This window comes from Streptomyces sp. MJM8645, assembly GCF_001625365.1.
In the GTDB taxonomy this organism is placed as follows: Bacteria; Actinomycetota; Actinomycetes; order Streptomycetales; family Streptomycetaceae; genus Kitasatospora.
The window spans coordinates 4747501-4768103 of record NZ_LJJF01000001.1; the positions used below are offsets into that span (position 1 = coordinate 4747501).

Below are 20603 nucleotides of genomic sequence, written 5' to 3' on the forward strand. Positions count from 1 at the left end.
ATCACCTCCTTTCTAAGGAGCACATGGCCGCTTGCAGGCGAATGTCCTGCACGGTTGCTCATGGGTGGAACGTTGACTATTCGGCACAGGAAGAGATCAGAGGTTAGTACTGCTTCGGCGTGGAACGCTTCTGGGATTGACTGTGTCGGGCACGTTGTTGGGTCCTGAGGGAACGGAAGTTGCCTCATGGAAGCCGGCCTCATCTGATGCGCTCTTCGGGGTGTTGAGGGTGTGTGACTGGTCGTTGTTTGAGAACTGCACAGTGGACGCGAGCATCTGTGGCCAAGTTTTTAAGGGCGCACGGTGGATGCCTTGGCACCAGGAACCGATGAAGGACGTGGGAGGCCACGATAGTCCCCGGGGAGCCGTCAACCAGGCTTTGATCCGGGGGTTTCCGAATGGGGAAACCCGGCAGTCGTCATGGGCTGTCACCCGCTGCTGAACACATAGGCAGTGTGGAGGGAACGCGGGGAAGTGAAACATCTCAGTACCCGCAGGAAGAGAAAACAACCGTGATTCCGGGAGTAGTGGCGAGCGAAACCGGATGAGGCTAAACCGCGATGGTGTGAGACCCGGCAGGGGTTGCCATCGCGGGGTCGTGGGATTTTTCTTGACCGGTCTGCCGGCCGGTCGGCGAGTCAGAAACCGTATGGGTAGTCGAAGGACATGCGAAAGGTCCGGCGTAGAGGGTAAGACCCCCGTAGACGAAATCTGTACGGCTCGTTTGAGAAACTCCCAAGTAGCACGGGGCCCGAGAAATCCCGTGTGAATCTGGCGGGACCACCCGCTAAGCCTAAATATTCCCTGGTGACCGATAGCGGATAGTACCGTGAGGGAATGGTGAAAAGTACCGCGGGAGCGGAGTGAAATAGTACCTGAAACCGTGTGCCTACAAGCCGTGGGAGCGTCGTCGTGGTCTTCGGATCACGGCCGTGACTGCGTGCCTTTTGAAGAATGAGCCTGCGAGTTTGCGGTGTGTAGCGAGGTTAACCCGTGTGGGGTAGCCGTAGCGAAAGCGAGTCCGAATAGGGCGTCTGAGTTGCATGCCCAAGACCCGAAGCGGAGTGATCTAGCCATGGGCAGGTTGAAGCGCGGGTAAGACCGTGTGGAGGACCGAACCCACCAGGGTTGAAAACCTGGGGGATGACCTGTGGTTAGGGGTGAAAGGCCAATCAAACTCCGTGATAGCTGGTTCTCCCCGAAATGCATTTAGGTGCAGCGTCACGTGTTTCTTGCCGGAGGTAGAGCACTGGATAGGCGATGGGCCTTACCGGGTTACTGACCTTAGCCAAACTCCGAATGCCGGTAAGTGAGAGCGTGGCAGTGAGACTGTGGGGGATAAGCTCCATGGTCGAGAGGGAAACAGCCCAGAACACCGACTAAGGTCCCTAAGCGTGTGCTAAGTGGGAAAGGATGTGGAGTCGCAGAGACAACCAGGAGGTTGGCTTAGAAGCAGCCACCCTTGAAAGAGTGCGTAATAGCTCACTGGTCAAGTGATTCCGCGCCGACAATGTAGCGGGGCTCAAGCACATCACCGAAGTCGTGTCATTGCAGCATATAGGGCCAACGCCTGCTGTGATGGGTAGGGGAGCGTCGTGTGCCGGGTGAAGCGGCGGTGGAAACCAGTCGTGGACGGTATACGAGTGAGAATGCAGGCATGAGTAGCGATACAAGAGTGGGAAACTCTTGCGCCGATTGACCAAGGGTTCCTGGGTCAAGCTGATCTGCCCAGGGTAAGTCGGGACCTAAGGCGAGGCCGACAGGCGTAGTCGATGGACAACGGGTTGATATTCCCGTACCCGCTTTGAAGCGCCAACGCTGAACCAGGTGATGCTAAGGCCGTGAAGCCGGCCCGGAGTCTTCGGACAAAGGGACGTGGTGGAGCCGCTGAACCAAGTCTGTAGTAGGTGAGCGATGGGGTGACGCAGGAAGGTAGTCCAGCCCGGGCGGTGGTTGTCCCGGGGTAAGGGTGTAGGACGAACGGTAGGCAAATCCGCCGTTCACATAGTCTGAGACCTGATGCCGAGCCGATTGTGGTGAAGTGGATGATCCTATGCTGTCGAGAAAAGCCTCTAGCGAGTTTCATGGCGGCCCGTACCCCAAACCGACTCAGGTGGTCAGGTAGAGAATACCGAGGCGTTCGGGTGAACTATGGTTAAGGAACTCGGCAAAATGCCCCCGTAACTTCGGGAGAAGGGGGGCCATTCCTGGTGACGGCACTTGCTGTCAGAGCTGGGGGTGGCCGCAGAGACCAGCGAGAAGCGACTGTTTACTAAAAACACAGGTCCGTGCGAAGCCGTAAGGCGATGTATACGGACTGACGCCTGCCCGGTGCTGGAACGTTAAGGGGACCGGTTAGCTTGGATTCGTCCAGGCGAAGCTGAGAACTTAAGCGCCAGTAAACGGCGGTGGTAACTATAACCATCCTAAGGTAGCGAAATTCCTTGTCGGGTAAGTTCCGACCTGCACGAATGGCGTAACGACTTCTCGACTGTCTCAACCATAGGCCCGGTGAAATTGCATTACGAGTAAAGATGCTCGTTTCGCGCAGCAGGACGGAAAGACCCCGGGACCTTTACTATAGCTTGATATTGGTGTTCGGTTCGGCTTGTGTAGGATAGGTGGGAGACTTTGAAGCAGCAACGCCAGTTGTTGTGGAGTCGTCGTTGAAATACCACTCTGGTCGTGCTGGATGTCTAACCTGGGTCCGTGATCCGGATCAGGGACAGTGTCTGGTGGGTAGTTTAACTGGGGCGGTTGCCTCCTAAAGAGTAACGGAGGCGCCCAAAGGTTCCCTCAGCCTGGTTGGCAATCAGGTGTTGAGTGTAAGTGCACAAGGGAGCTTGACTGTGAGACTGACGGGTCGAGCAGGTACGAAAGTAGGGACTAGTGATCCGGCGGTGGCTTGTGGAAGCGCCGTCGCTCAACGGATAAAAGGTACCCCGGGGATAACAGGCTGATCTTCCCCAAGAGTCCATATCGACGGGATGGTTTGGCACCTCGATGTCGGCTCGTCGCATCCTGGGGCTGGAGTAGGTCCCAAGGGTTGGGCTGTTCGCCCATTAAAGCGGTACGCGAGCTGGGTTTAGAACGTCGTGAGACAGTTCGGTCCCTATCCGCTGTGCGCGTAGGAGTGTTGAGAAGGGCTGTCCCTAGTACGAGAGGACCGGGACGGACGAACCTCTGGTGTGCCAGTTGTCCTGCCAAGGGCATGGCTGGTTGGCTACGTTCGGGAGGGATAACCGCTGAAAGCATCTAAGCGGGAAGCCTGCTTCGAGATGAGCACTCCCACCTCCTTGAGAGGGTAAGGCTCCCAGTAGACGACTGGGTTGATAGGCCGGATATGGAAGCCCTGTGAGGGGTGGAGTTGACCGGTACTAATAGGCCGAGGGCTTGTCCTCAGTTGCTCGCGTCCACTGTGTTGTTCTGAAACAACGACCCCAACCCGTTTGGCTACGGGGTTGGTGCGGTTGACAGTTTCATAGTGTTTCGGTGGTCATAGCGTGAGGGAAACGCCCGGTTACATTCCGAACCCGGAAGCTAAGCCTTACAGCGCCGATGGTACTGCAGGGGGGACCCTGTGGGAGAGTAGGACGCCGCCGAACAATCATTCACAGAGAACCCCCATCCGGGAAACCGGATGGGGGTTCTTTGCGTTTCCGGCCCACGGGAGCACCTCACCAGGGCCCCACGAAAGTCCCCACGAAAGTTCAAAAAAGTTCGGCCGGCCATGTCGAGAACCCGTGGCTGGCTCCGTCCCCGGGGTGGACGCGGCCACAATGGGTCGCACCAGCACCGAGGAGAACATCATGGCCAAGTACCTGCTGCTCAAGCACTACCGAGGCGCCCCGGCTCCGGTCAACAACGTGCCCATGGACCGATGGACGCCCGAGGAGATCTCGGCGCACGTGCGGTACATGCAGGACTTCGCGGACCGGCTGGAGAAGACCGGCGAGTTCGTCGACGGCCAGGCACTCGCTCCCGAGGGGACGTTCGTCCGGTACGACGGCGAGGGGCGCCCGCCGGTGACCGACGGCCCGTTCGCCGAGACCAAGGACCTGATCGCCGGCTGGATGGTGATCGACGTCGACAGCTACGAGCGCGCCGTCGAGCTGGCCGGGGAACTGTCGGCCGCTCCCGGGGCGGGCGGGCGGCCGATCCACGAGTGGCTGGAGCTGCGTCCGTTCCTGGCCGCGCCGCCCACCGTCACCGAGTGACCTCCCCGGTGGACGAAGTCCTGCTCCGGAGCCTCGCGCCGAGCGTGCTCGGTATCCTCGTCCGCCGCGGAGCCGACTTCGCGGCGGCCGAGGACGCCGTGCAGGACGCGCTGGTCGAGGCGGTCCGCGTCTGGCCGGCCGACCCGCCGCGGGACCCCAAGGGCTGGCTGGTCACCGTGGCCTGGCGCCGGTTCCTCGACGGGGCCCGGGCGGACGCGGCCCGCCGCCGACGCGAGGACCGGGTCGAGGAGGAACCGGAGCCGGGGCCCGCGTCCGCGGTGGACGACACGCTCCAGCTCTACTTCCTGTGCGCGCACCCGTCGTTGACGCCGTCGTCGGCGGTCGCGCTCACGTTGCGGGCCGTGGGTGGGTTGACCACCCGCCAGATCGCCCAGGCCTACCTGGTGCCCGAGGCGACCATGGCGCAGCGGATCAGCCGGGCCAAGCGGACCGTCTCGGGGGTGCGGTTCGACCGGCCCGGCGACGTCGCCACCGTGCTGCGCGTGCTCTACCTGGTCTTCAACGAGGGCTACTCCGGGGACGTCGACCTCGCCGCCGAGGCCATCCGGCTGACCCGGCAGCTCGCGGAGGCGATCGACCACCCCGAGGTGGCGGGGCTGCTCGCCCTGATGCTGCTCCACCATGCCCGGCGCGGGACCCGGACCGCGTCTGACGGGAGCCTGGTGCCGCTCGCCGAGCAGGACCGTGGCCGGTGGGACACCGGGTTGATCGCCGAGGGCGTCGGGATCCTGCAAGCGGCCCTCGGCCGCGACCGGTTGGGCGAGTTCCAGGCCCAGGCCGCCATCGCGGCGCTCCACGCCGACGCGCCCACCGCCGAGGAGACCGACTGGGTGCAGATCGTCGAGTGGTACGACGAGCTCGCCCGCCTGACCGAGAGCCCGGTCGTCCGGCTCAACCGCGCGGTGGCCGTCGGTGAGGCCGACGGACCGCGCGCCGGGCTGGCGGCACTCGGGGAGCTGGACGGCTCGCTGCCCCGCCACACGGCGGTGGCGGCGTACCTCCACGAGCGCGACGGCGACCTGGAGACGGCGGCCCGGCTGTACGCCGAGGCGGCCCACCGGGCCCCCAACCTCGCCGAGCGCGACCACCTGACGCGCCAGGCCGCCCGGCTCAACGCCCGTCGGCGTCGCTGACGGACCAGGTGGGTGACGCCGCGTCACCACGGCCTGCCCGTTGAAGGAACGGGACCACCCGACGGGGCCGTCCGTACGGCGATGGCTCAGAGGCGGCCGGCGGCCTTGAGGGCGAGGTAGGTGTCCGCGAGGGCGGGGGCGAGTTGGGCGGGGGAGGCGTCGAGGACGGTGACGCCGTGGCGGCTGAGGAGGTCGGCGGTGGCACGGCGGTCGGCGCGGGTCTGTTCGGCGGCGGCGGCGCCGTAGACGGCCTCCAGGGTGCCGCGCCCGGCGGCGAGGGCGTCCAGGTGGGGGTCGGCGACGGAGGCCAGGACCACCTCGTGGCGCTTGGTGAGGAGCGGCAGCAGCGGGCGCAGGCCGTCTTCGACCGGGGCCGTGTCGAGGCCGGTGAGCAGGACGATCAGCGAGCGGTGCGGTGCCATCTTGAGGGCGGTGGAGACCAGTGAGCGCATGTCGGTCTCGTGCAGGGCGGGTTGGAGGGAGGCCATCGCGTGGGTGAAGGCCGGCAGGATCTCGCTGGGCGAGCTGCCGGCGACCGCGGCGCGCTTGCGGGCGTCGTGGGCGAGCAGGTCGACGCGGTCGCCGGCGCGGGTGGCGAGGGCGGTGAGCAGCAGGGCGGCGTCGAGGGCGGCGTCGAGGCGGGGTGCGTCGCCGACCCGGCCGGCGGAGGTGCGGCCGGTGTCGAGGACGACGAGGATGTGCCGGTCGCGTTCGGGGCGCCAGGTGCGGACGGCGACGGTGTTGCGGCGGGCGCTGGCCCGCCAGTCGATGGAGCGGACGTCGTCGCCGGGCAGGTACTCGCGCAGGGAGTCGAACTCGGTGCCCTGGCCGCGGGTCAGGACGGAGGTGCGGCCGTCGAGTTCGCGCAGCCGCGCGAGCCGGGAGGGCAGGTGCTTGCGGCTGTTGAACGGGGGCAGGGCGCGGACCGTCCAGGGCAGGTGGTGCGAGCCCTGGCGGCCGGCCAGGCCGAGCGGCCCGAGCGAACGGACCGTCACCCGCCGGGCGTGGTGGTCGCCGCGGCGGGTCGGGGTGAGTACGGTGACGGCCCGGCGCCGCTCGCCGGCGGGGACGTGCAGGGTGTGCCGGGAGGCGGCCTCGGCGGTGCCCGGCCGCCAGGCGGACGGGGCCCAGGCGTCGCGGATCCGGGCTCGGAGGGGCCGCCCGGAGGGGTTGGTGACGGTCAGTTCGACGGAGGCGGGTTCGCCGAGCCGGACGGTGGTGTCGCCGCCCCGGCCGAGTTCCAGGCTGCGGACGGGGGCGGCGAGCACCAGGTCGATCACGGCGGCGAGCAGCACGGTGCCGGTGACGAGGCCGATCCCGGCCCAGGACGGCAGCAACAGGCCCACGACGAGCGTGCCGAGCGCGGCGAGCAGGGCGGTTCGCCCGGTGAGGGCCATGCGGTGCGCTCCTTCGGGAACGGGTGGTTCAGCGGGGGGCGGGCGTCTGGGTGAGGACGGCCTGGATGACGGAGTCGGCGGTGACGCCCTCCATCTCGGCCTCGGCGCGCAGCGCGACGCGGTGCCGCAGGGTGGGCAGGGCCAGGGCCTTGACGTCGTCGGGGGTGACGTAGTCGCGGCCGGCGAGCCAGGCCCAGGCGCGGGAGGCGGCCAGCAGGGCGGTGGCACCGCGCGGCGAGACGCCGATGGACAGCGACGGGGACTGCCGGGTGGCCCGGCAGAGGTCGACGATGTACGCGAGGATCTCGGGGGAGACGGTCAGCTTGGCGATCTGCTCGCGGGCGGCGGCGAGGTGCGCGGGCCCGGCGACCGGGCGGACGCCGGCGGCGGCGAGGTTGCGGGGGTCGAAGCCGGCGGCGTGCCGGGACAGGACCTGGAACTCCTGGTCCCGGTCGGGCAGCGGCAGGACCAGCTTGAGCAGGAAGCGGTCCAGCTGGGCCTCGGGCAGCGGGTAGGTGCCCTCGTACTCGACCGGGTTCTGGGTCGCGGCGACCAGGAACGGGACGGGCAGCGGGCGCGGCACGCCGTCGACGGTGACCTGGTGCTCCTCCATGGCCTCCAGCAGGGCGGCCTGGGTCTTCGGCGGGGTGCGGTTGATCTCGTCGGCGAGCAGCAGGTTGGTGAAGACCGGGCCGGGCTGGAAGGAGAACTCGGCGGTCCGGGCGTCGTAGACGAGGGAGCCGGTGACGTCACCGGGCATCAGGTCGGGGGTGAACTGGATGCGCTTGGTGTCCAGGTTGAGCGCGGTGGACAGGGTGCGGACCAGCAGGGTCTTGGCGACGCCGGGGACGCCCTCCAGCAGGACGTGGCCGCCGCAGAGCAGGGCGACGACGAGGCCGGTGACGGCGGCGTCCTGGCCGACCACGGCCTTGCCGATCTCGGCGCGCAGGGCGGTGAGTGCGGCGCGCGGGTCGACGGCGGTGTCGGGGGTGCCCGGGGTGGCAGCCGCCGCGCCGGGGGTGCTGGACGGGGTGGCGGTGGCCTGTTCGGTCACGGGTTCCGTACCTGCCTTTCGAGGGCGTCGAGGTCGTCGGCGAGCCGCAGCAGTGCGGCGTCGTCGGTCGGGGGCGGGCCGAAGAGGAGGGCCCGGACGTCGCCGGCGGGCTGCTCGGGGAGGCGGTCGGCCACGGCCGCGCACAGGGTGTCGGGGTCGGGCGCGCCGGCGTGGAGCGGGACGCCCAGGGCGGGGGCGAGGCGGTGCGCGGCGGCCCGGCGCAGGGCCTCGGCGGCGCGGCCGCGGGCCTTGGCGCGGCGGTAGAGCCGGGCGCGGCCCTCGGTGGTCTCGGCGGCGCGGACCACCACGGGCAGGTTCTCGCTGATCACCGGGCCGAGTCGGCGGCCGCGCCACAGGGCGGTCAGGACGGCCGCGGCGGCGAGCTGGTAGCCGGCCCAGCGCCAGCCGTCCGGGATGTAGTCGCCGAAGGTCTTGTCCCGGGTGCCCTGGGCGGGCGGGACGCTGTAGTCGGGCAGGTGCCAGGTGAGGCGGGGCTGGGAGCCGAGCAGGCCGAGGGCGAGGGCGGCGTTGCCGTCCTTGGCGAGCTGCTCGTTGTGCAGGAAGGCGCCGGTGCCGAGCACGATGACGTCGCCGCCGGCGGTCGGGGCGCTGACCAGCGGGTAGCCGTGGCCGCGCGGGTAGCAGCCGGCGCCGCGGCTGCCGCTGGTGTAGAGCATCCCGCCGATCTCGGCGCTGCCGGCCCGCACGGCCTCGGTGAGCGGGCACTGTGCGGCGGTGCTGCGGACGGAGGCGTAGGAGGGCCCGCCGTCCTCGTCGGAGGGGCGGATGCCGGGGGCCAGGGCGCTGAGTGCGGCCGGACCGGGGGCGATGAGGACGAGCCGGCTGTGCCGGGCTGCGGCGACGGCGCGCAGTTCGGCGGGGCCGAGCAGGTCGGGTTCGGGCAGGACGAGGGTGTCGGCGCCGCCCGGGTGGCTGATGAGGTCGGTGGTGAGGTCGGCCTTGAGGCCCTGGTGTTCGAGCAGCGCGAGGACGGCGTGGGTGCCGTCCTGGTCGTAGGAGCGCGGGTCGAGCGGCGGGTAGCGGCGGTCCTGGCCGAGGGCGGCCACGGCGGTGGCGCCGATCAGCAGGATGGCGAGGACGAGCAGGTACCAGCGGGCCCGGCGCCAGAGGCCGCGGCCGGTGAGGGCGAGGCTGGTCGTGGCCGTCCCGTCGGGGGCAGGGACGGCGGGCGGCTGCGGCGCGGGCGGCGCGGGGGTGGTGCTGGTCATGCCGCTCCTCCCAGGGCCGGGCGGGCGCGTTCCAGGGTCCGGTCGAGCTCGCGCAGCAGCTGGTACGCGGCCTGGTCTGCGGTGCGCTCGCCGTAGGCGATGTCGTCGAAGGTGCGGGCGGCGGCGGCCAGGGCGGCGGCGTGGTCGGGCAGGGCCCGGCCGGCCTCGGTGGCGGCCTCGTCGGCGGTGCGGCCGGGGCGGACGTCGAGCAGGGTGCGTTCCTCCAGGGCCCGGACCAGGGCTCGCATCTGCGCGCGGACGGCCTCGTTCCAGTGCCCGGCGGCGGCGTGCCGTTCGGCGTCGGCCCGGTACTGGCCGGCGCCGCGCGGTCCTTCGACGCCGTAGACGTCGAGGACGGTGCGGGCCGCGCGCCGTGGAGCGCCGAGGCGCCACCAGAGGGCGGCGCCGATCAGCAGGGCGACGATCAGGAAGAGCACCAGGCCGGTGGTGCCGCTGGTGCCGTTGCCGGAGATGCTGTCGAGCGCGTCGGTGATGTGGTCGTTGAGCCAGGTCATGACCCGTTCCAGGACGCTCGGGTCGTGCTTGTGGTACTCGGCGTTGAGCAGCTCGTCGCGGGCGGCGTCGCGGGCCGGGTCACGCGGGACGGTGACCGGGGCGCCGTCCGCGACGAGGAGCCTGTCCCCCCAGGTAGGCATCCGGGTCAGCGCCTCGCGGGGGGTCGGCCGGCCTGGTCGCCCCAGCCGGTGGCGCCGGGCTCGGCGAGGCCGGCGGCGCGGGCGAGTTCGATGTCCAGGGCCTCGCGGCGGATCCGCTGGTCGATGTAGATGAGGACGCCGAGGGCGGCCCGGAAGGGGATGGTGAGGGTCGCGGCGATGATGCCGGCGATCGCGGTGGTGATCAGCATCGCGGTGGGCTCGTGGGCCGCGGTGAGGTCGACCTGGCGGTCGAAGTCGCTGAAGCCGAGGACGAGTCCGGCGAAGCGGAACGGGATCGCGATGACCATGGCGACGATGAAGGTCAGCACCTCGCCGAGCAGCGAGATGCCGAAGATGCGCCACCAGGAGCCGAGGGTCAGGCGCCGGGAGCGGGACAGTGCGGTCCGCACGCCCTGCTTCTCCAGCATCAGGGCGGGGGCGGCCAGGCTGAACCGGATCCACAGCCAGAACCCGACCGGGATGGTCAGGATGCCGACGAGGAAGAGGAGGGCCTCCGTCCCGGGGTCGCCCGCCGAGCCGGTGGCGTAGAAGTACCAGGGGCTGAAGCCGAGCAGCACCACGCCGCCGGACATCAGGCCGGTGAGCAGGGTCAGCCCGAGCAGCTGGGGCAGCCGGCGGCGGGCGTCGCGCCAGGCGTCCCCGGCGGTCGCGGACTGCCCGAGGACGGCGCGGCTGACGACCATGGTGAGCAGCGCGGTGGCGACCACGCCGAGCAGCACCGTCAGCGGCATCGAGGCGAGCATGGTCGTCACCTGGGTGGCGGGGCCGGTCTTGCCCTTGACCAGCAGCTGGGCGGCGACGTTTCCGGCCTGCTCGACGATGGCGATGCCGAGGGAGAGGGCGAGGGTCGTCCGCCAGTGCTTGCGGATGGTGGCGACGGAGCCGTCGAGGAGTTCGCCGAGTCCGAGCGGGCGCAGCGGGATGACGCCGGGCTTGGGGCTCTGCGGAGCGCCCCAGCCGTAGGGGTGGTGGCCGCCCGGTGCGGGCCGGCTCCAGTCGGGCCGGGCCTGCTGGCCGTTCCAGCCGGGGGCCGGGGCGCCCTGCGGTGGTGCCGACGGCCCGGGCACGGCGGCGGGCGCGTCGGCCGGGGGCCGGGCGTCGTCGCGGGGCGGCTCGGGCGAGCCGGGCGAGGCCCAGCCCGGAGTGTCGGTCATCACTGCTCCTCGGAGGGGCGTCACGGGCGCGGTTCCGGGCGGATCTTTCGCCCGCGCGCAGCGCCCATCGTGCCATGGGGCCTGGGGAGGCCCCATGGGTATCCGGCCGCTGATCGGAAACGGGGGCCTTCCGGTGGTCGGGCGGTGGGCCGCGGACCGTTCGAAGGCGTTCCGACCGGGCACATTCGCCCGGTATGGCCGGAATTAACCGGTGAGGGGAGTTGGCCGTTGTGGAGCATTGGCACTGCTGTGCGGCAGGTCACAATGCGGTAATGAGAGGATGGACGCATGAAGGGACGCGTCCTCGTCGTTGATGACGACTCCGCACTGGCCGAGATGCTCGGTATCGTGCTGCGTGGTGAGGGTTTTGAGCCGTTTTTCGTCGCGGATGGAGACAGGGCGCTAGCCGCGTTCCGGGAGACCAAGCCGGACCTGGTCCTGCTCGACCTGATGCTGCCCGGTCGGGACGGTATCGACGTCTGCCGGCAGATCCGGGCGGAGTCCGGTATTCCGATCGTCATGCTGACCGCGAAGACCGACACGGTCGACGTCGTGGTGGGCCTGGAGTCGGGTGCCGACGACTACGTCACCAAGCCGTTCAAGCCCAAGGAGCTGGTGGCCCGGGTGCGTGCCCGGCTGCGCCGTGCCGAGGAGCCGACGCCCGAGCAGCTGACCATCGGCGACCTGGTGATCGACGTGGCCGGCCACTCGGTGAAGCGGGACGGCCGGGGCATCCCGCTGACCCCGCTGGAGTTCGACCTGCTGGTCGCGCTGGCCCGCAAGCCCTGGCAGGTGTTCACCCGCGAGGTGCTGCTGGAGCAGGTCTGGGGCTACCGGCACGCGGCGGACACCCGCCTGGTCAACGTCCACGTGCAGCGCCTGCGGTCCAAGATCGAGAAGGACCCGGAGCGCCCCGAGATCGTGGTGACCGTCCGTGGCGTCGGCTACAAGGCCGGACCCAGCTGACGTGACGCACCTGGCTGACGAAGCCCCGTCGGGTTCCGCGACCGACGGGGCCGACGCGGTTCGCGGGTCCGTGCTGAGTTCGACCACCCGCCGCCGGCGCCGGGCGGCCGCGTTCGCGCTGCTGACCCGTCAGCTGCGTCGGCCCGCGCGCCGGGTGACGGCGCTGTACCGCCGGTCGATCCAGCTGCGCGTGGTGGCGGTCTCGCTGCTCGCGTCCATCGCGGTCGTCCTGGTGCTCGGCGTGGTCGTGATGGCGCAGGTGCGCACCGGCCTGCTCGGCACCAAGATGGCGGCCGCCCGCGAGCAGGCCAGGATCGGGTTCCAGGCGGAACTGAAGAAGATCGACGAGGCGAAGGACCAGCGGCTGCGGGTCGGCGCCACGCCCGACCCCACCATCGAGGAGACCGGCACCTGGCTGCTGCGCCAGGTCAACGACCTGGCCGCGAGCGGGCAGACCGTCTACTCGGTGATCGCGATGGCCGCCGGCACCGACGCCATCGTCCCGGAGAACGGCTTCGCGCCGCGCTTCTCGGGCGACATCCTGCCCAGCAGCGTCCCCGACACCCTGCGGGACAGGGTCCACTCCGAGCCCGGCCAGATGTTCGACCAGCCGGCCCGGATCCACCGGGCCGACGAGCGGACCGAGCCCGGGCTGGCCCTCGGCATGCAGTTCACCGGCCCGGCCGGCAACAGCTACCAGATGTTCTACGTGTTCTCCTTCGGCCAGGAGACCGACACCCTCGACCTGATCACCGGCACCCTGGCGACCGCCGGCGTGTTCGTGGTGATCCTGATGGGCGGCATCGCCTGGGTCGTGGTGCGCCAGGTGGTCACCCCGGTCCGGATGGCCGCCGGCATCTCCGAGCGGCTCGCCGACGGGCACCTGGAAGAACGGATGAAGGTCACCGGCACGGACGACATCGCCCGCCTCGGCGAGTCGTTCAACCGGATGGCCAATGCCCTCCAGGCGCAGATCCGCCAGCTGGAGGAGCTGTCCCGGGTGCAGCGGCGCTTCGTCTCGGACGTCTCGCACGAGCTGCGCACCCCGCTGACCACGGTCCGGATGGCCGCGGACCTCATCTACGACAGCCGCGAGGACCTGGACCCGATGGCGGCCCGCTCGGCGGAGCTGCTGCAGGGCCAGCTGGACCGCTTCGAGTCGTTGCTCGCCGACCTGCTGGAGATCAGCCGCTTCGACGCCGGCGCCGCGATCCTGGACGGCGAGCCGGTCGACCTGCGCGACATCGTCGCCCGGGTGGTGGAGGCCGCCGACCCGCTGGCCCAGGCCAAGGGCAGTGCGGTGGTGATCCGCGGCGACGGCGAGCCGGTCGTCGCCGAGGTGGACTCCCGCCGGATCGAGCGCATCCTGCGCAACCTGGTGGTCAACGCCCTGGAGCACGGCGAGGGCCGCGACGTGGTGGTCCGGCTGGGCTCGGCCGACGGCGCGGTCGCGGTCGGCGTGCGCGACTACGGCATCGGCCTCAAGCCGGGCGAGGCGTCCCGGGTGTTCCACCGCTTCTGGCGGGCCGACCCGTCCCGGGTGCGGACCACCGGCGGCACCGGCCTCGGCCTGTCCATCGCGGTCGAGGACGCGCACCTGCACGGCGGCTGGCTGCAGGCCTGGGGCGAGCCCGGCGGCGGCTCGCACTTCCGGCTCACCCTGCCGCGCACCCGGGGCGGCGAGATCAGCCGGGCACCGTTCCGGCTGGAGCCGGAGGACTCCCGCAACAACCGGGGCCTGGGCACCTACGGCGCGCCGTACCGGCGGGCGATCAGCCCGGCCGGCGCGACCGCGATGACCGCGGCCGAGGAGCAGGCGGAGACGCCGGAAGGGCCCGTCAACGGCTTCGGCAGCGGGCTCGGCGGGGTGCTGAACATCGGCCCCGACCTGGGCAAGCGCCGGTTGCCCGAAGGGCCGCGCGCGGACCCCTCGGACGTCCGGACGGCGGGGACCGGGTACGGTGCCACCGGCGCCCAGGTGATGGTGGACCCGACGCCCGGACGGCCGTCGGTGGCACAGCGGACGGCGGAGCCGGACGTGACGGGTGGGATGGGCGGGACGGACCTGGAGGGGTCGCAGCGTGCGAAGGACGAGCAGCAGGACTGAGCCGCGGTTCACGGCGGTGGCCGGCGTGGTGCTCGGCGCCCTGGTGGCGAGCGGCTGCGCGGCCATGCCGGACTCCGGCGGCATCTCCAGGGTGGAGCTGTCGCAGGGGGCGGCCGACAAGAACCTGCAGGCCAAGGTCTACCCGGTGGCGCCGGCCAAGGGCGCCAAGCCGCGCGCCCTGCTGACCGGGTTCCTGGACGCGGTGACCGCCGACGAGGGGTACGAGACCGCGCGCCAGTACCTCACCGAGAACGCCTCCGCACACTGGAACCCGGACGCCGGCATCCAGGTGCTCTCCGCCGCCACCCCGAACCTCCCGGCCGGCCAGGAGATCGCCGACACCGACACCAGCGTCTCCGCGACGGTGACCGGCTCGCTGATCGCCAGGATCGACGAGAAGCACTCGTACCTGGCCGAGGGGCAGCGGGACGTCTCGGCCGACTTCACCCTCGTCCGGGAGAAGGACGGCGAGTGGCGGATCGACAAGCTGCCGGCCGGCGTGATCATGAACGAGACCAACTTCAACAACAGCTACCGCCAGGTCGACCGGTACTTCTACACCACGCCGGACCCGTCCTCGACCGTCACCGGAAGTGCCGGCCAGCAGGTCCTGATCCCCGACCCGATCTACCTGCGGCGCCGGATAGACCCGCTGACCGCCGCCGCCAAGGCCCTGGTCGCCGGGCCCTCGACCTGGCTCGCGCCGGTCGCCCGGACGTCCTTCCCGAGCGGCGTCAGCGTCGACCGGGTGAGCGTCGACGACGGCCGGATCGCCCACGTGCAGCTCGGCGGGGCGGACGTCAGCGAACCGGTGTCCTGCCGGCGGATGGCGACCCAGCTCTTCTACACCCTCGCCGACCAGGGCAAGGGACAGGTCGAACGGCTTGAGCTGAAGGGCCAGCGGGGCAACTGCTTCGCCAGCCGCAACGACCTGCCGGCCACCGGCCCCGGCGCCCTGGCCGGGCCGCTGCCCGCGCAGCAGTACTACCAGCGCGCCGACAACGGCCTGCTGATGGTCACCGACGAGCAGCGCAACGGCGAGCCGGTGCGCGGCGTCCTCGGCAAGCCGCAGCCCGCCGGCAAGGCGCCGCTCGGCACCACGGCCGTCAGCCGGGACGGCTCCCGGGCCGCCGCCATCAGCGGGGACGGCCACCAGCTCTACTCGGTGCCGCTGGCGGACAGCGCGGTGGCGCTGCCCGACCCGGTGCTCACCTCGCCGGTGAAGACCGCCGACAAGGAGGACGGCCTCGCCTCGCCCAGCTGGGACGGCCGCGGCGACCTCTGGGTGGTGGACCGCAACCCGCAGGGCCCGCGGGTGGTGATGGTCCGCGGCAACCGGACGTACCCCGTCGCGGTCGAGGGGCTGGACGGGCAGACCGTACAGGCCCTGAAGATCTCCTCGGACGGCGCCCGGGCCGCCCTGGTGGTCAAGACCGCGGGCGTGCCCAGCCGCTCGCTGTACTTCGGCCTGGTGGTGCACGGCGGCACCCCGGAGGCGCCGACCGCGCGGATCACCGGCCTGCGCCGGGCGGCCCCCTCGCTCACCGATGTCGCCTCGGTCTCCTGGGCGGAGGCCGACCAGCTGCTGGTGCTCGGCAAGGAGGCCGACCGGATCAAGCAGCTGTACTACATCGGCACCGACGGCACACAGAGCGCCGACACCACGCTGCAGGCCGAGAACATGCTCACCGTCTCGGCCTCCGAGTCCCGGGGCAACGTCCTGGCCCAGGCGCCGGCGGTGCTCGCGGCGGCCGGAGGCGCGATCTACCGCCTGATCGGCAGTCAGTGGCGCGAGGTCCAGTTGGCCGACAAGGCCGGGTCCTTCTTCTACGCGGGCTAGGAACCCGCCAGCCAGGCCCTGACGCGCAGTTTCCTGAGGCCCCGACCCCCTGGTGCCCCGTCGGGCCGATCGGTGCCTCAGCCGGGCCGGTGCGCGGTGGCGGCGACCGCGGCGCCCGCCCGGGCGGGCAGTCCGGCGTCCGCCAGTGCCCGGGCCGCCTCGGCGAGGCTGGCACCGGTGGTCACCAGGTCGTCCACCAGGACCGGCTGACAGCCCAGCAGGGCGCGCCGGGCACGCGGCAGCACGGTGAGCGCGCCGTGCAGGTTGCGGTGGCGCTCGGCCGCGCTCAGCCCGGCCTGGTCGGCGACCGGGCGGGCGTGCCGCAGCAGCGGCTCGGCCCGGGCGTCCAGGCCGGACCGGCGCAGTGAGCGGGCGGCGGCCCCGGCCAGCCGCAGCGTCGGGTCGTGGCCGCGGGCGCGGACGGCGGAACGGGCCGAGGGCATCGGGACCAGCAGCAGCGGCGCGGCCCCGGCACGCGGCCCCAGGGCGGAGCGGACGGCCCGGCCGAGCGCCTCGCCGAGCGGGCCCGCCAACCGCAGCGCGCCGCGCTCCTTGTGGGCGAGCAGCAACTGCCGGACGGGGTCGGCGTACGGGGCGGCGGCGTGCGCCCAGGGCAGCAGCGTGGGGCCGGGCCGGGTGGCGGCCAGCGCGTGCCGGCAGGCCGGGCAGAGCTGGGTGCGCTCGGTGCCGCAGCCGGCGCAGCGGGCCGGGACCAGGACGTCCAGCAGTCCGGCCAGTGCGTGGCCGAACGGCCCTTGGGCGGACGGCGGACGGGTGGGGGCGGAGGGTGGTGGCATGGCTGCTCCTGGCGACGGCAGGCACGGAGAGTGAGCAAAGGATGCGCCGTACGGGGGGTGTTGTCCAGGTATTTACCCGTGCTTCACTCGCAGGAGGGTAGACAGGGTCCAACAGCTTGACCGCCCGCCCGCAGTATCGGGTCATACCCGACTCCGCGCCTGGGGAGGCGAAAACCCCGTGTGAGGTGTTCGATAAAGCTCCAAGGGGTTTCAACCGTCCCTGGTGGGGAGGAAGTGAGGTGAGGGCCAGTCGTTTCCCGCCGCTGGCGGCGGGGGCGGGGGGCCGGCAGTGGATGGGCTGGTCCAGCTGGGTCTCAGTCCGGTCCGGTAGCACCCGGATCGGCGTCAGCACGAGGGATCGGAGTTCTGCGTGGACATCGTCGTCAAGGGCCGCAAGACCGAGGTGCCCAAGAGGTTCCGCGAGCACGTGGCCGAGAAGCTGGAGAAGGTCCAGAAGTTCGACGGCAAGGTGATCAGCCTCGACGTCGAGGTGTCCAAGGAGCACAACCCGCGGCAGGCCGACCGGTCCGAGCGGGTGGAGATCACTCTCCGTACCCGTGGGCCGGTGATCCGGGCCGAAGCCGCCGCCGCCGACCCGTACGCGGCGCTCGACCTGGCCTCGGCGAAGCTCGACGCCCAGCTGCGCAAGTCCGCGGACCGGCGCCGAGTGCACAAGGGCGGCAACGGCCGCACCCCCATCAGCGTCGCCGAGGCGACCGCGGCGCTGGCCGCGCTGCCGGACACGGCGGCGCCGGAGGGCGAGACCAACGGGGCCGTCCGCAAGACCATGATGGGATCCCTGGAAGTGGAGGGCGAAGGCCCGCTGGTGGTCCGGGAGAAGACCCACCCGGCCGCCCCCATGGCGCTGGACCAGGCGCTGTACGAGATGGAACTGGTCGGCCACGACTTCTACCTCTTCGTGGAGAAGGACAGCGGCCTGCCGAGCGTCGTCTACCGCCGTCACGGCTACCACTACGGCGTCATCCACCTGCAGACCGACGGGTCGGCCGGCGCGGGTAGTGGCGCGGGCGGGGCGATCGGCGAAAGCGACGACGAGGACTGACCGTCCGAAGACAATCCTGGAGGGGTGACCCCGGCGGCCGAGTCCGCCGGGGTCACCGGCGTTTCGGGGCAGGGCGGCTGGAGCGGGAGTCGAGGGCCGGCCCGGGAGGTCACCCGATGCGGAACGGCGGCGTCGGAGGGTGACCGCAACGGCCGCGCGGCGTGGAATGATTGGCGCACGACGACCCGCGAAGGGGGAGGAGCGGATGGGGGATCACTTCGGGCTGGGGCCCGCTACGGGGCCGGTCACCGGACTGTCACCGGGACCGGAGGAGGAACCCGCGTACGCGCCGCACCGGGGTGAGCCGATCCGCGTGCTGGTGGTGGACGACCACGCGTTGTTCCGCAGGGGGCTGGAGATCGTGCTCGCGGAGGAGCCGGACATCAAGGTCGTCGGCGAGGCCGGCGACGGCGCCGAGGCCGTGCTGAAGGCTGCCGACCTGCTGCCGGACATCATCCTGATGGACGTCCGGATGCCGCGCCGCAGCGGGATCGAGGCCTGCACCGCGATCAAGGACGTGGCACCCAGCACCAAGATCATCATGTTGACGATAAGCGACGAGGAGGCCGACCTCTACGAGGCGATCAAGGCAGGCGCCACCGGCTACCTGCTGAAGGAGATCTCCACCGACGAGGTCGCCACCGCGATCCGCGCGGTCGCCGACGGGCAGTCCCAGATCAGCCCGTCGATGGCGTCCAAGCTGCTCACCGAGTTCAAGTCGATGATCCAGCGCCGCTCCGACGACCGGGACCTGGTGCCCGCACCCCGGCTCACCGACCGGGAGTTGGAGGTGCTCAAGCTGGTGGCGACCGGGATGAACAACCGGGAGATCGCCAAGGAGCTGTTCATCAGCGAGAACACCGTGAAGAACCACGTGCGCAACATCCTGGAGAAGCTCCAACTGCACTCCAGGATGGAGGCCGTGGTGTACGCGATGCGCGAGAAGATCCTCGAAATAGGGTGACCGTGGCTGCGCCCCAAGCCCTAGCTCGCGAGGAGCTTCTCGAGGGCCGGGCGCAGCTGCTCGTCCGGCAGGGTCTCGACCCGGACGTCGTCGCAGCCCACCCAGGAGGCCGCCTCGCGCAGGGCCGCCGCCAGCGCCTCGACGTGCCGGGCGCCGTGCCCCCGGTCGCCGGCCAGTGAGACCTGACGGGCCACCAGGGTGCGCCCCTCCCGGGCCGGGTCGACCCGGCCCACCAGCCGGCCGCCGGCCAGCAGCGGCATCGCGAAGTAACCGTGCACCCGCTTGTGCTTGGGCGTGTAGGCCTCCAGCCGGTGCGTCATGCCGAAGATCCGCTCGGTGCGTGCGCGGTCCCAGATCAGCGAGTCGAACGGCGAGAGCAGCGTGGTGCGGTGGCGCCCGCGCGGGGCGGTGGCCAGTGCGGCCGGATCGGCCCAGGCCGCCGCCGCGGCGCCGTCCGGGCCCCAGCCGGCCACCTCGACCGGGACGAGCCCGCAGTCCGCGAGGACCGGGTCCAGCTCCTCGGCGCGCAGCCGGTGGTAGTCCAGCAGGTCGGCCCGGGTGGCCACGCCGAGCGCGGCCCCAGCCTGGGCGACCAGGGTGCGCACGCACTCCCGGTCGGTGCGGTCCTGCCCGAACAGGGCCTCGGGGATGGCCTGTTCGGCCAGCGCGTAGACGCGCTTCCAGCTCCGGCGCTCGGTGCAGACCACGTCGCCGAAGGCCAGCGCCCGTTCCACCGCGATCTTGGTGTCCGACCAGTCCCACCACTCGGCGGTCTTCTTGGCGCCGCCCAGCTCCGTGGAGGTCAACGGGCCCTCGGCGCGCAGCTTGTCGAGCACGTGCCGGTACGTCTCGGGCGTCACCTGGTGGCCCCAGAGGTGGCCGCGCTCGCGGTAGCGGCGGCGCCGGAACGCGAACAGCGGCCACTCCTCGACCGGCAGGATGCAGGCCGCGTGCGACCAGTACTCGAAGCTCGTGCCCGAGCCCCAGTACGCCGCCTCGACGGCCGGGCGGCCGACCGCGCCGAGCCGGGCGTACGGCACCAGTTCGTGCGAGCGGGCCAGCACCGAGATGGTGTCCAGCTGGACGGCGCCCAGGTGTCGCAGCACCCCGCGCACCCCGGCCCGGCGGTCCGGCGCGCCGAGCAGGCCCTGGGCGCGAAGGGCGATCCGGCGGGCTTCGTCGGCGCTCAGGACGGTGACGGGCGGCGGGCCGGCGGGGGAGCCGGCGGCAGGCAGGGCGGTCATGTCGGCGAGGGTAGTCCGGGGCACCGACAGCCGGTCGGGGTGCGTCGGCGCGGACGTCAGGGACGGAGGTCCGGGAGGTCCGGGAGGTCCGAGGCGAGCAGTGAGGCGACCCAGGCGTCGTGGAAGGCGCCGCGCTGCTCGGCGTACGAGCGCAGGGTGCCCTCGAAGCGGTAGCCGACCTTCTCGGCCACCGCGCGGGAGCCCTCGTTGCCCACATAGGCCTGCCACTCCAGGCGGCGCAGGCCGAGCTCGACCAGGCCGTGGCGGGCGACCGCGCGGGCGGCCTCGACCGTGTAGCCGCGGCCGCGGAACTCCTTCGTCGCCCACCAGCCGACCTCGGCGGAGCCCGGGTCGCCGTGGCGCAGCACGAGGCCCTGGGTGCCGACCAGGACGTCGGAGCCGCGCTCGAACACGCACCAGATCCGGTTCTCGCCGGTGCGCCAGCCGTGCGCGGCGAGGTCGCGGACGAAGTACTCGGCGTCCTCGCGCCGGTACGGGCTCGGGACGACCGTCCAGCGCTGGATCTCGGCGTCCTGGCAGGCGGCGAAGACGGCGTCGATGTCCGACTCCTGCGGGGCCCGCAGGACGAGGCGGTCGGTGGTGAGGGTGACGGTGCGGGGCTCTTCCATGGGCGGATTATTCCGTGGAAAGAGGAATTCGGGCATCCGAATATCGAGCCAACCCCTCGATCCGCTGACCGGTTTGTCCTGGTGGACGGTGCTATCGGATCAAGTGCTCGC

At 71.1% G+C, this 20603-nt stretch carries 15 protein-coding genes and 3 rRNA genes (1 of these 18 running past the window's edge); 10 read left to right on the forward strand and 8 right to left on the reverse strand.

Annotated elements, in window-relative coordinates:
* The 5 genes from A6F73_RS20520 to A6F73_RS20540 all read left to right on the forward strand — a co-directional run.
* Positions 1-12: ribosomal RNA gene (locus tag A6F73_RS20520) — 16S ribosomal RNA — on the forward strand; it begins 1512 nt to the left of the window's first position.
* Positions 13-280: 268 nt separating this feature from the next.
* Positions 281-3401: ribosomal RNA gene (locus A6F73_RS20525) — 23S ribosomal RNA — on the forward strand.
* An 87-nt stretch (positions 3402-3488) separates the two neighbouring features.
* Positions 3489-3605, forward strand: a 5S ribosomal RNA gene (gene rrf, locus A6F73_RS20530).
* The 16S, 23S and 5S rRNA genes sit together here, the layout of an rRNA operon.
* A 204-nt stretch (positions 3606-3809) precedes the next feature.
* Positions 3810-4217 carry a YciI family protein gene (locus A6F73_RS20535; RefSeq protein WP_063351357.1) on the forward strand — a complete coding sequence of 136 codons (408 nt, stop codon included), beginning with the start codon at positions 3810-3812 and terminating at the stop codon, positions 4215-4217.
* Between the two features lie 8 nt (positions 4218-4225).
* On the forward strand, positions 4226-5371 hold the full coding sequence (locus A6F73_RS20540) for a DUF6596 domain-containing protein (protein WP_063349147.1): 1146 nt from the start codon (positions 4226-4228) through the stop codon (positions 5369-5371).
* A gap of 86 nt (positions 5372-5457) precedes the next feature.
* On the opposite strand, the gene A6F73_RS20545 is transcribed toward A6F73_RS20540, so the two are convergent.
* From A6F73_RS20545 to A6F73_RS20565, 5 genes are all read right to left on the reverse strand, one after another.
* A complete protein-coding gene (locus A6F73_RS20545; RefSeq protein ID WP_063349148.1) occupies positions 5458-6768 on the reverse strand; it encodes a DUF58 domain-containing protein in 1311 nt (436 codons plus the stop codon).
* 28 nt (positions 6769-6796) lie between these two features.
* Entirely contained in the window at positions 6797-7717 is a 921-nt protein-coding gene (locus tag A6F73_RS20550; RefSeq protein ID WP_244293663.1) for a MoxR family ATPase, read from the reverse strand.
* A gap of 101 nt (positions 7718-7818) precedes the next feature.
* Entirely contained in the window at positions 7819-9051 is a 1233-nt protein-coding gene (locus tag A6F73_RS20555; RefSeq protein ID WP_063349150.1) for a DUF4350 domain-containing protein, read from the reverse strand.
* Positions 9048-9707 carry a DUF4129 domain-containing protein gene (locus A6F73_RS20560; protein ID WP_063349151.1) on the reverse strand — a complete coding sequence of 220 codons (660 nt, stop codon included), beginning with the start codon at positions 9705-9707 and terminating at the stop codon, positions 9048-9050. The genes A6F73_RS20555 and A6F73_RS20560 overlap by 4 nt, the downstream gene beginning before the upstream one ends.
* Positions 9708-9712: 5 nt before the next feature.
* Positions 9713-10882, reverse strand: coding sequence for a hypothetical protein (locus tag A6F73_RS20565; protein WP_063349152.1), 1170 nt, complete (start codon positions 10880-10882; stop codon positions 9713-9715).
* Between the two features lie 288 nt (positions 10883-11170).
* On the opposite strand from A6F73_RS20565, the gene mtrA reads away from it, so the two are divergent.
* From mtrA to A6F73_RS20580, 3 genes are all read left to right on the forward strand, one after another.
* Positions 11171-11848 carry an MtrAB system response regulator MtrA gene (gene mtrA / locus A6F73_RS20570; protein ID WP_030247322.1) on the forward strand — a complete coding sequence of 226 codons (678 nt, stop codon included), beginning with the start codon at positions 11171-11173 and terminating at the stop codon, positions 11846-11848.
* 118 nt (positions 11849-11966) lie between these two features.
* Positions 11967-13955 carry an MtrAB system histidine kinase MtrB gene (mtrB, locus tag A6F73_RS20575; RefSeq protein WP_279634958.1) on the forward strand — a complete coding sequence of 663 codons (1989 nt, stop codon included), beginning with the start codon at positions 11967-11969 and terminating at the stop codon, positions 13953-13955.
* Entirely contained in the window at positions 13930-15795 is a 1866-nt protein-coding gene (locus A6F73_RS20580; RefSeq protein ID WP_208869098.1) for an LpqB family beta-propeller domain-containing protein, read from the forward strand. Before mtrB ends, A6F73_RS20580 begins: the two co-directional genes overlap by 26 nt.
* Positions 15796-15872: 77 nt before the next feature.
* Here the strand turns inward: A6F73_RS20580 and A6F73_RS20585 are convergent, their stop codons facing one another.
* Positions 15873-16592, reverse strand: a complete 720-nt coding sequence (locus A6F73_RS20585; protein WP_107452923.1) for a ComF family protein — start codon at positions 16590-16592, stop codon at positions 15873-15875.
* A 370-nt stretch (positions 16593-16962) separates the two neighbouring features.
* On the opposite strand from A6F73_RS20585, the gene raiA reads away from it, so the two are divergent.
* The gene (gene raiA, locus A6F73_RS20590; protein WP_063349155.1) at positions 16963-17655 is read left to right on the forward strand and encodes a ribosome-associated translation inhibitor RaiA; all 693 of its coding nucleotides are present in this window, start codon (positions 16963-16965) and stop codon (positions 17653-17655) included.
* A gap of 253 nt (positions 17656-17908) precedes the next feature.
* A complete protein-coding gene (locus A6F73_RS20595; protein ID WP_063351359.1) occupies positions 17909-18619 on the forward strand; it encodes a response regulator transcription factor in 711 nt (236 codons plus the stop codon).
* A 20-nt stretch (positions 18620-18639) separates the two neighbouring features.
* Here the strand turns inward: A6F73_RS20595 and A6F73_RS20600 are convergent, their stop codons facing one another.
* Together A6F73_RS20600 and A6F73_RS20605 are read right to left on the reverse strand one after the other, a co-directional pair.
* Positions 18640-19863 (reverse strand): crosslink repair DNA glycosylase YcaQ family protein, encoded by a 1224-nt coding sequence (locus A6F73_RS20600; RefSeq protein ID WP_063349156.1) that lies wholly within the window; start codon positions 19861-19863, stop codon positions 18640-18642.
* Positions 19864-19919: 56 nt separating this feature from the next.
* Positions 19920-20492, reverse strand: coding sequence for a GNAT family N-acetyltransferase (locus A6F73_RS20605; RefSeq protein WP_063349157.1), 573 nt, complete (start codon positions 20490-20492; stop codon positions 19920-19922).
* Positions 20493-20603: the final 111 nt, after the last annotated feature.

Excerpts from the sequence above, each read along its gene's own strand:
- A6F73_RS20535 (WP_063351357.1), top strand. The coding sequence starts at position 3,810 with ATGGCCAAGTACCTGCTGCTCAAGCACTACCGAGGCGCCCCGGCTCCG.
- A6F73_RS20545 (WP_063349148.1), bottom strand. The coding sequence starts at position 6,768 with ATGGCCCTCACCGGGCGAACCGCCCTGCTCGCCGCGCTCGGCACGCTC.
- A6F73_RS20555 (WP_063349150.1), bottom strand. The coding sequence starts at position 9,051 with ATGACCAGCACCACCCCCGCGCCGCCCGCGCCGCAGCCGCCCGCCGTC.
- A6F73_RS20560 (WP_063349151.1), bottom strand. The coding sequence starts at position 9,707 with ATGCCTACCTGGGGGGACAGGCTCCTCGTCGCGGACGGCGCCCCGGTC.
- A6F73_RS20565 (WP_063349152.1), bottom strand. The coding sequence starts at position 10,882 with ATGACCGACACTCCGGGCTGGGCCTCGCCCGGCTCGCCCGAGCCGCCC.
- mtrA (WP_030247322.1), top strand. The coding sequence starts at position 11,171 with ATGAAGGGACGCGTCCTCGTCGTTGATGACGACTCCGCACTGGCCGAG.
- A6F73_RS20585 (WP_107452923.1), bottom strand. The coding sequence starts at position 16,592 with ATGCCACCACCCTCCGCCCCCACCCGTCCGCCGTCCGCCCAAGGGCCG.
- A6F73_RS20600 (WP_063349156.1), bottom strand. The coding sequence starts at position 19,863 with ATGACCGCCCTGCCTGCCGCCGGCTCCCCCGCCGGCCCGCCGCCCGTC.
- A6F73_RS20605 (WP_063349157.1), bottom strand. The coding sequence starts at position 20,492 with ATGGAAGAGCCCCGCACCGTCACCCTCACCACCGACCGCCTCGTCCTG.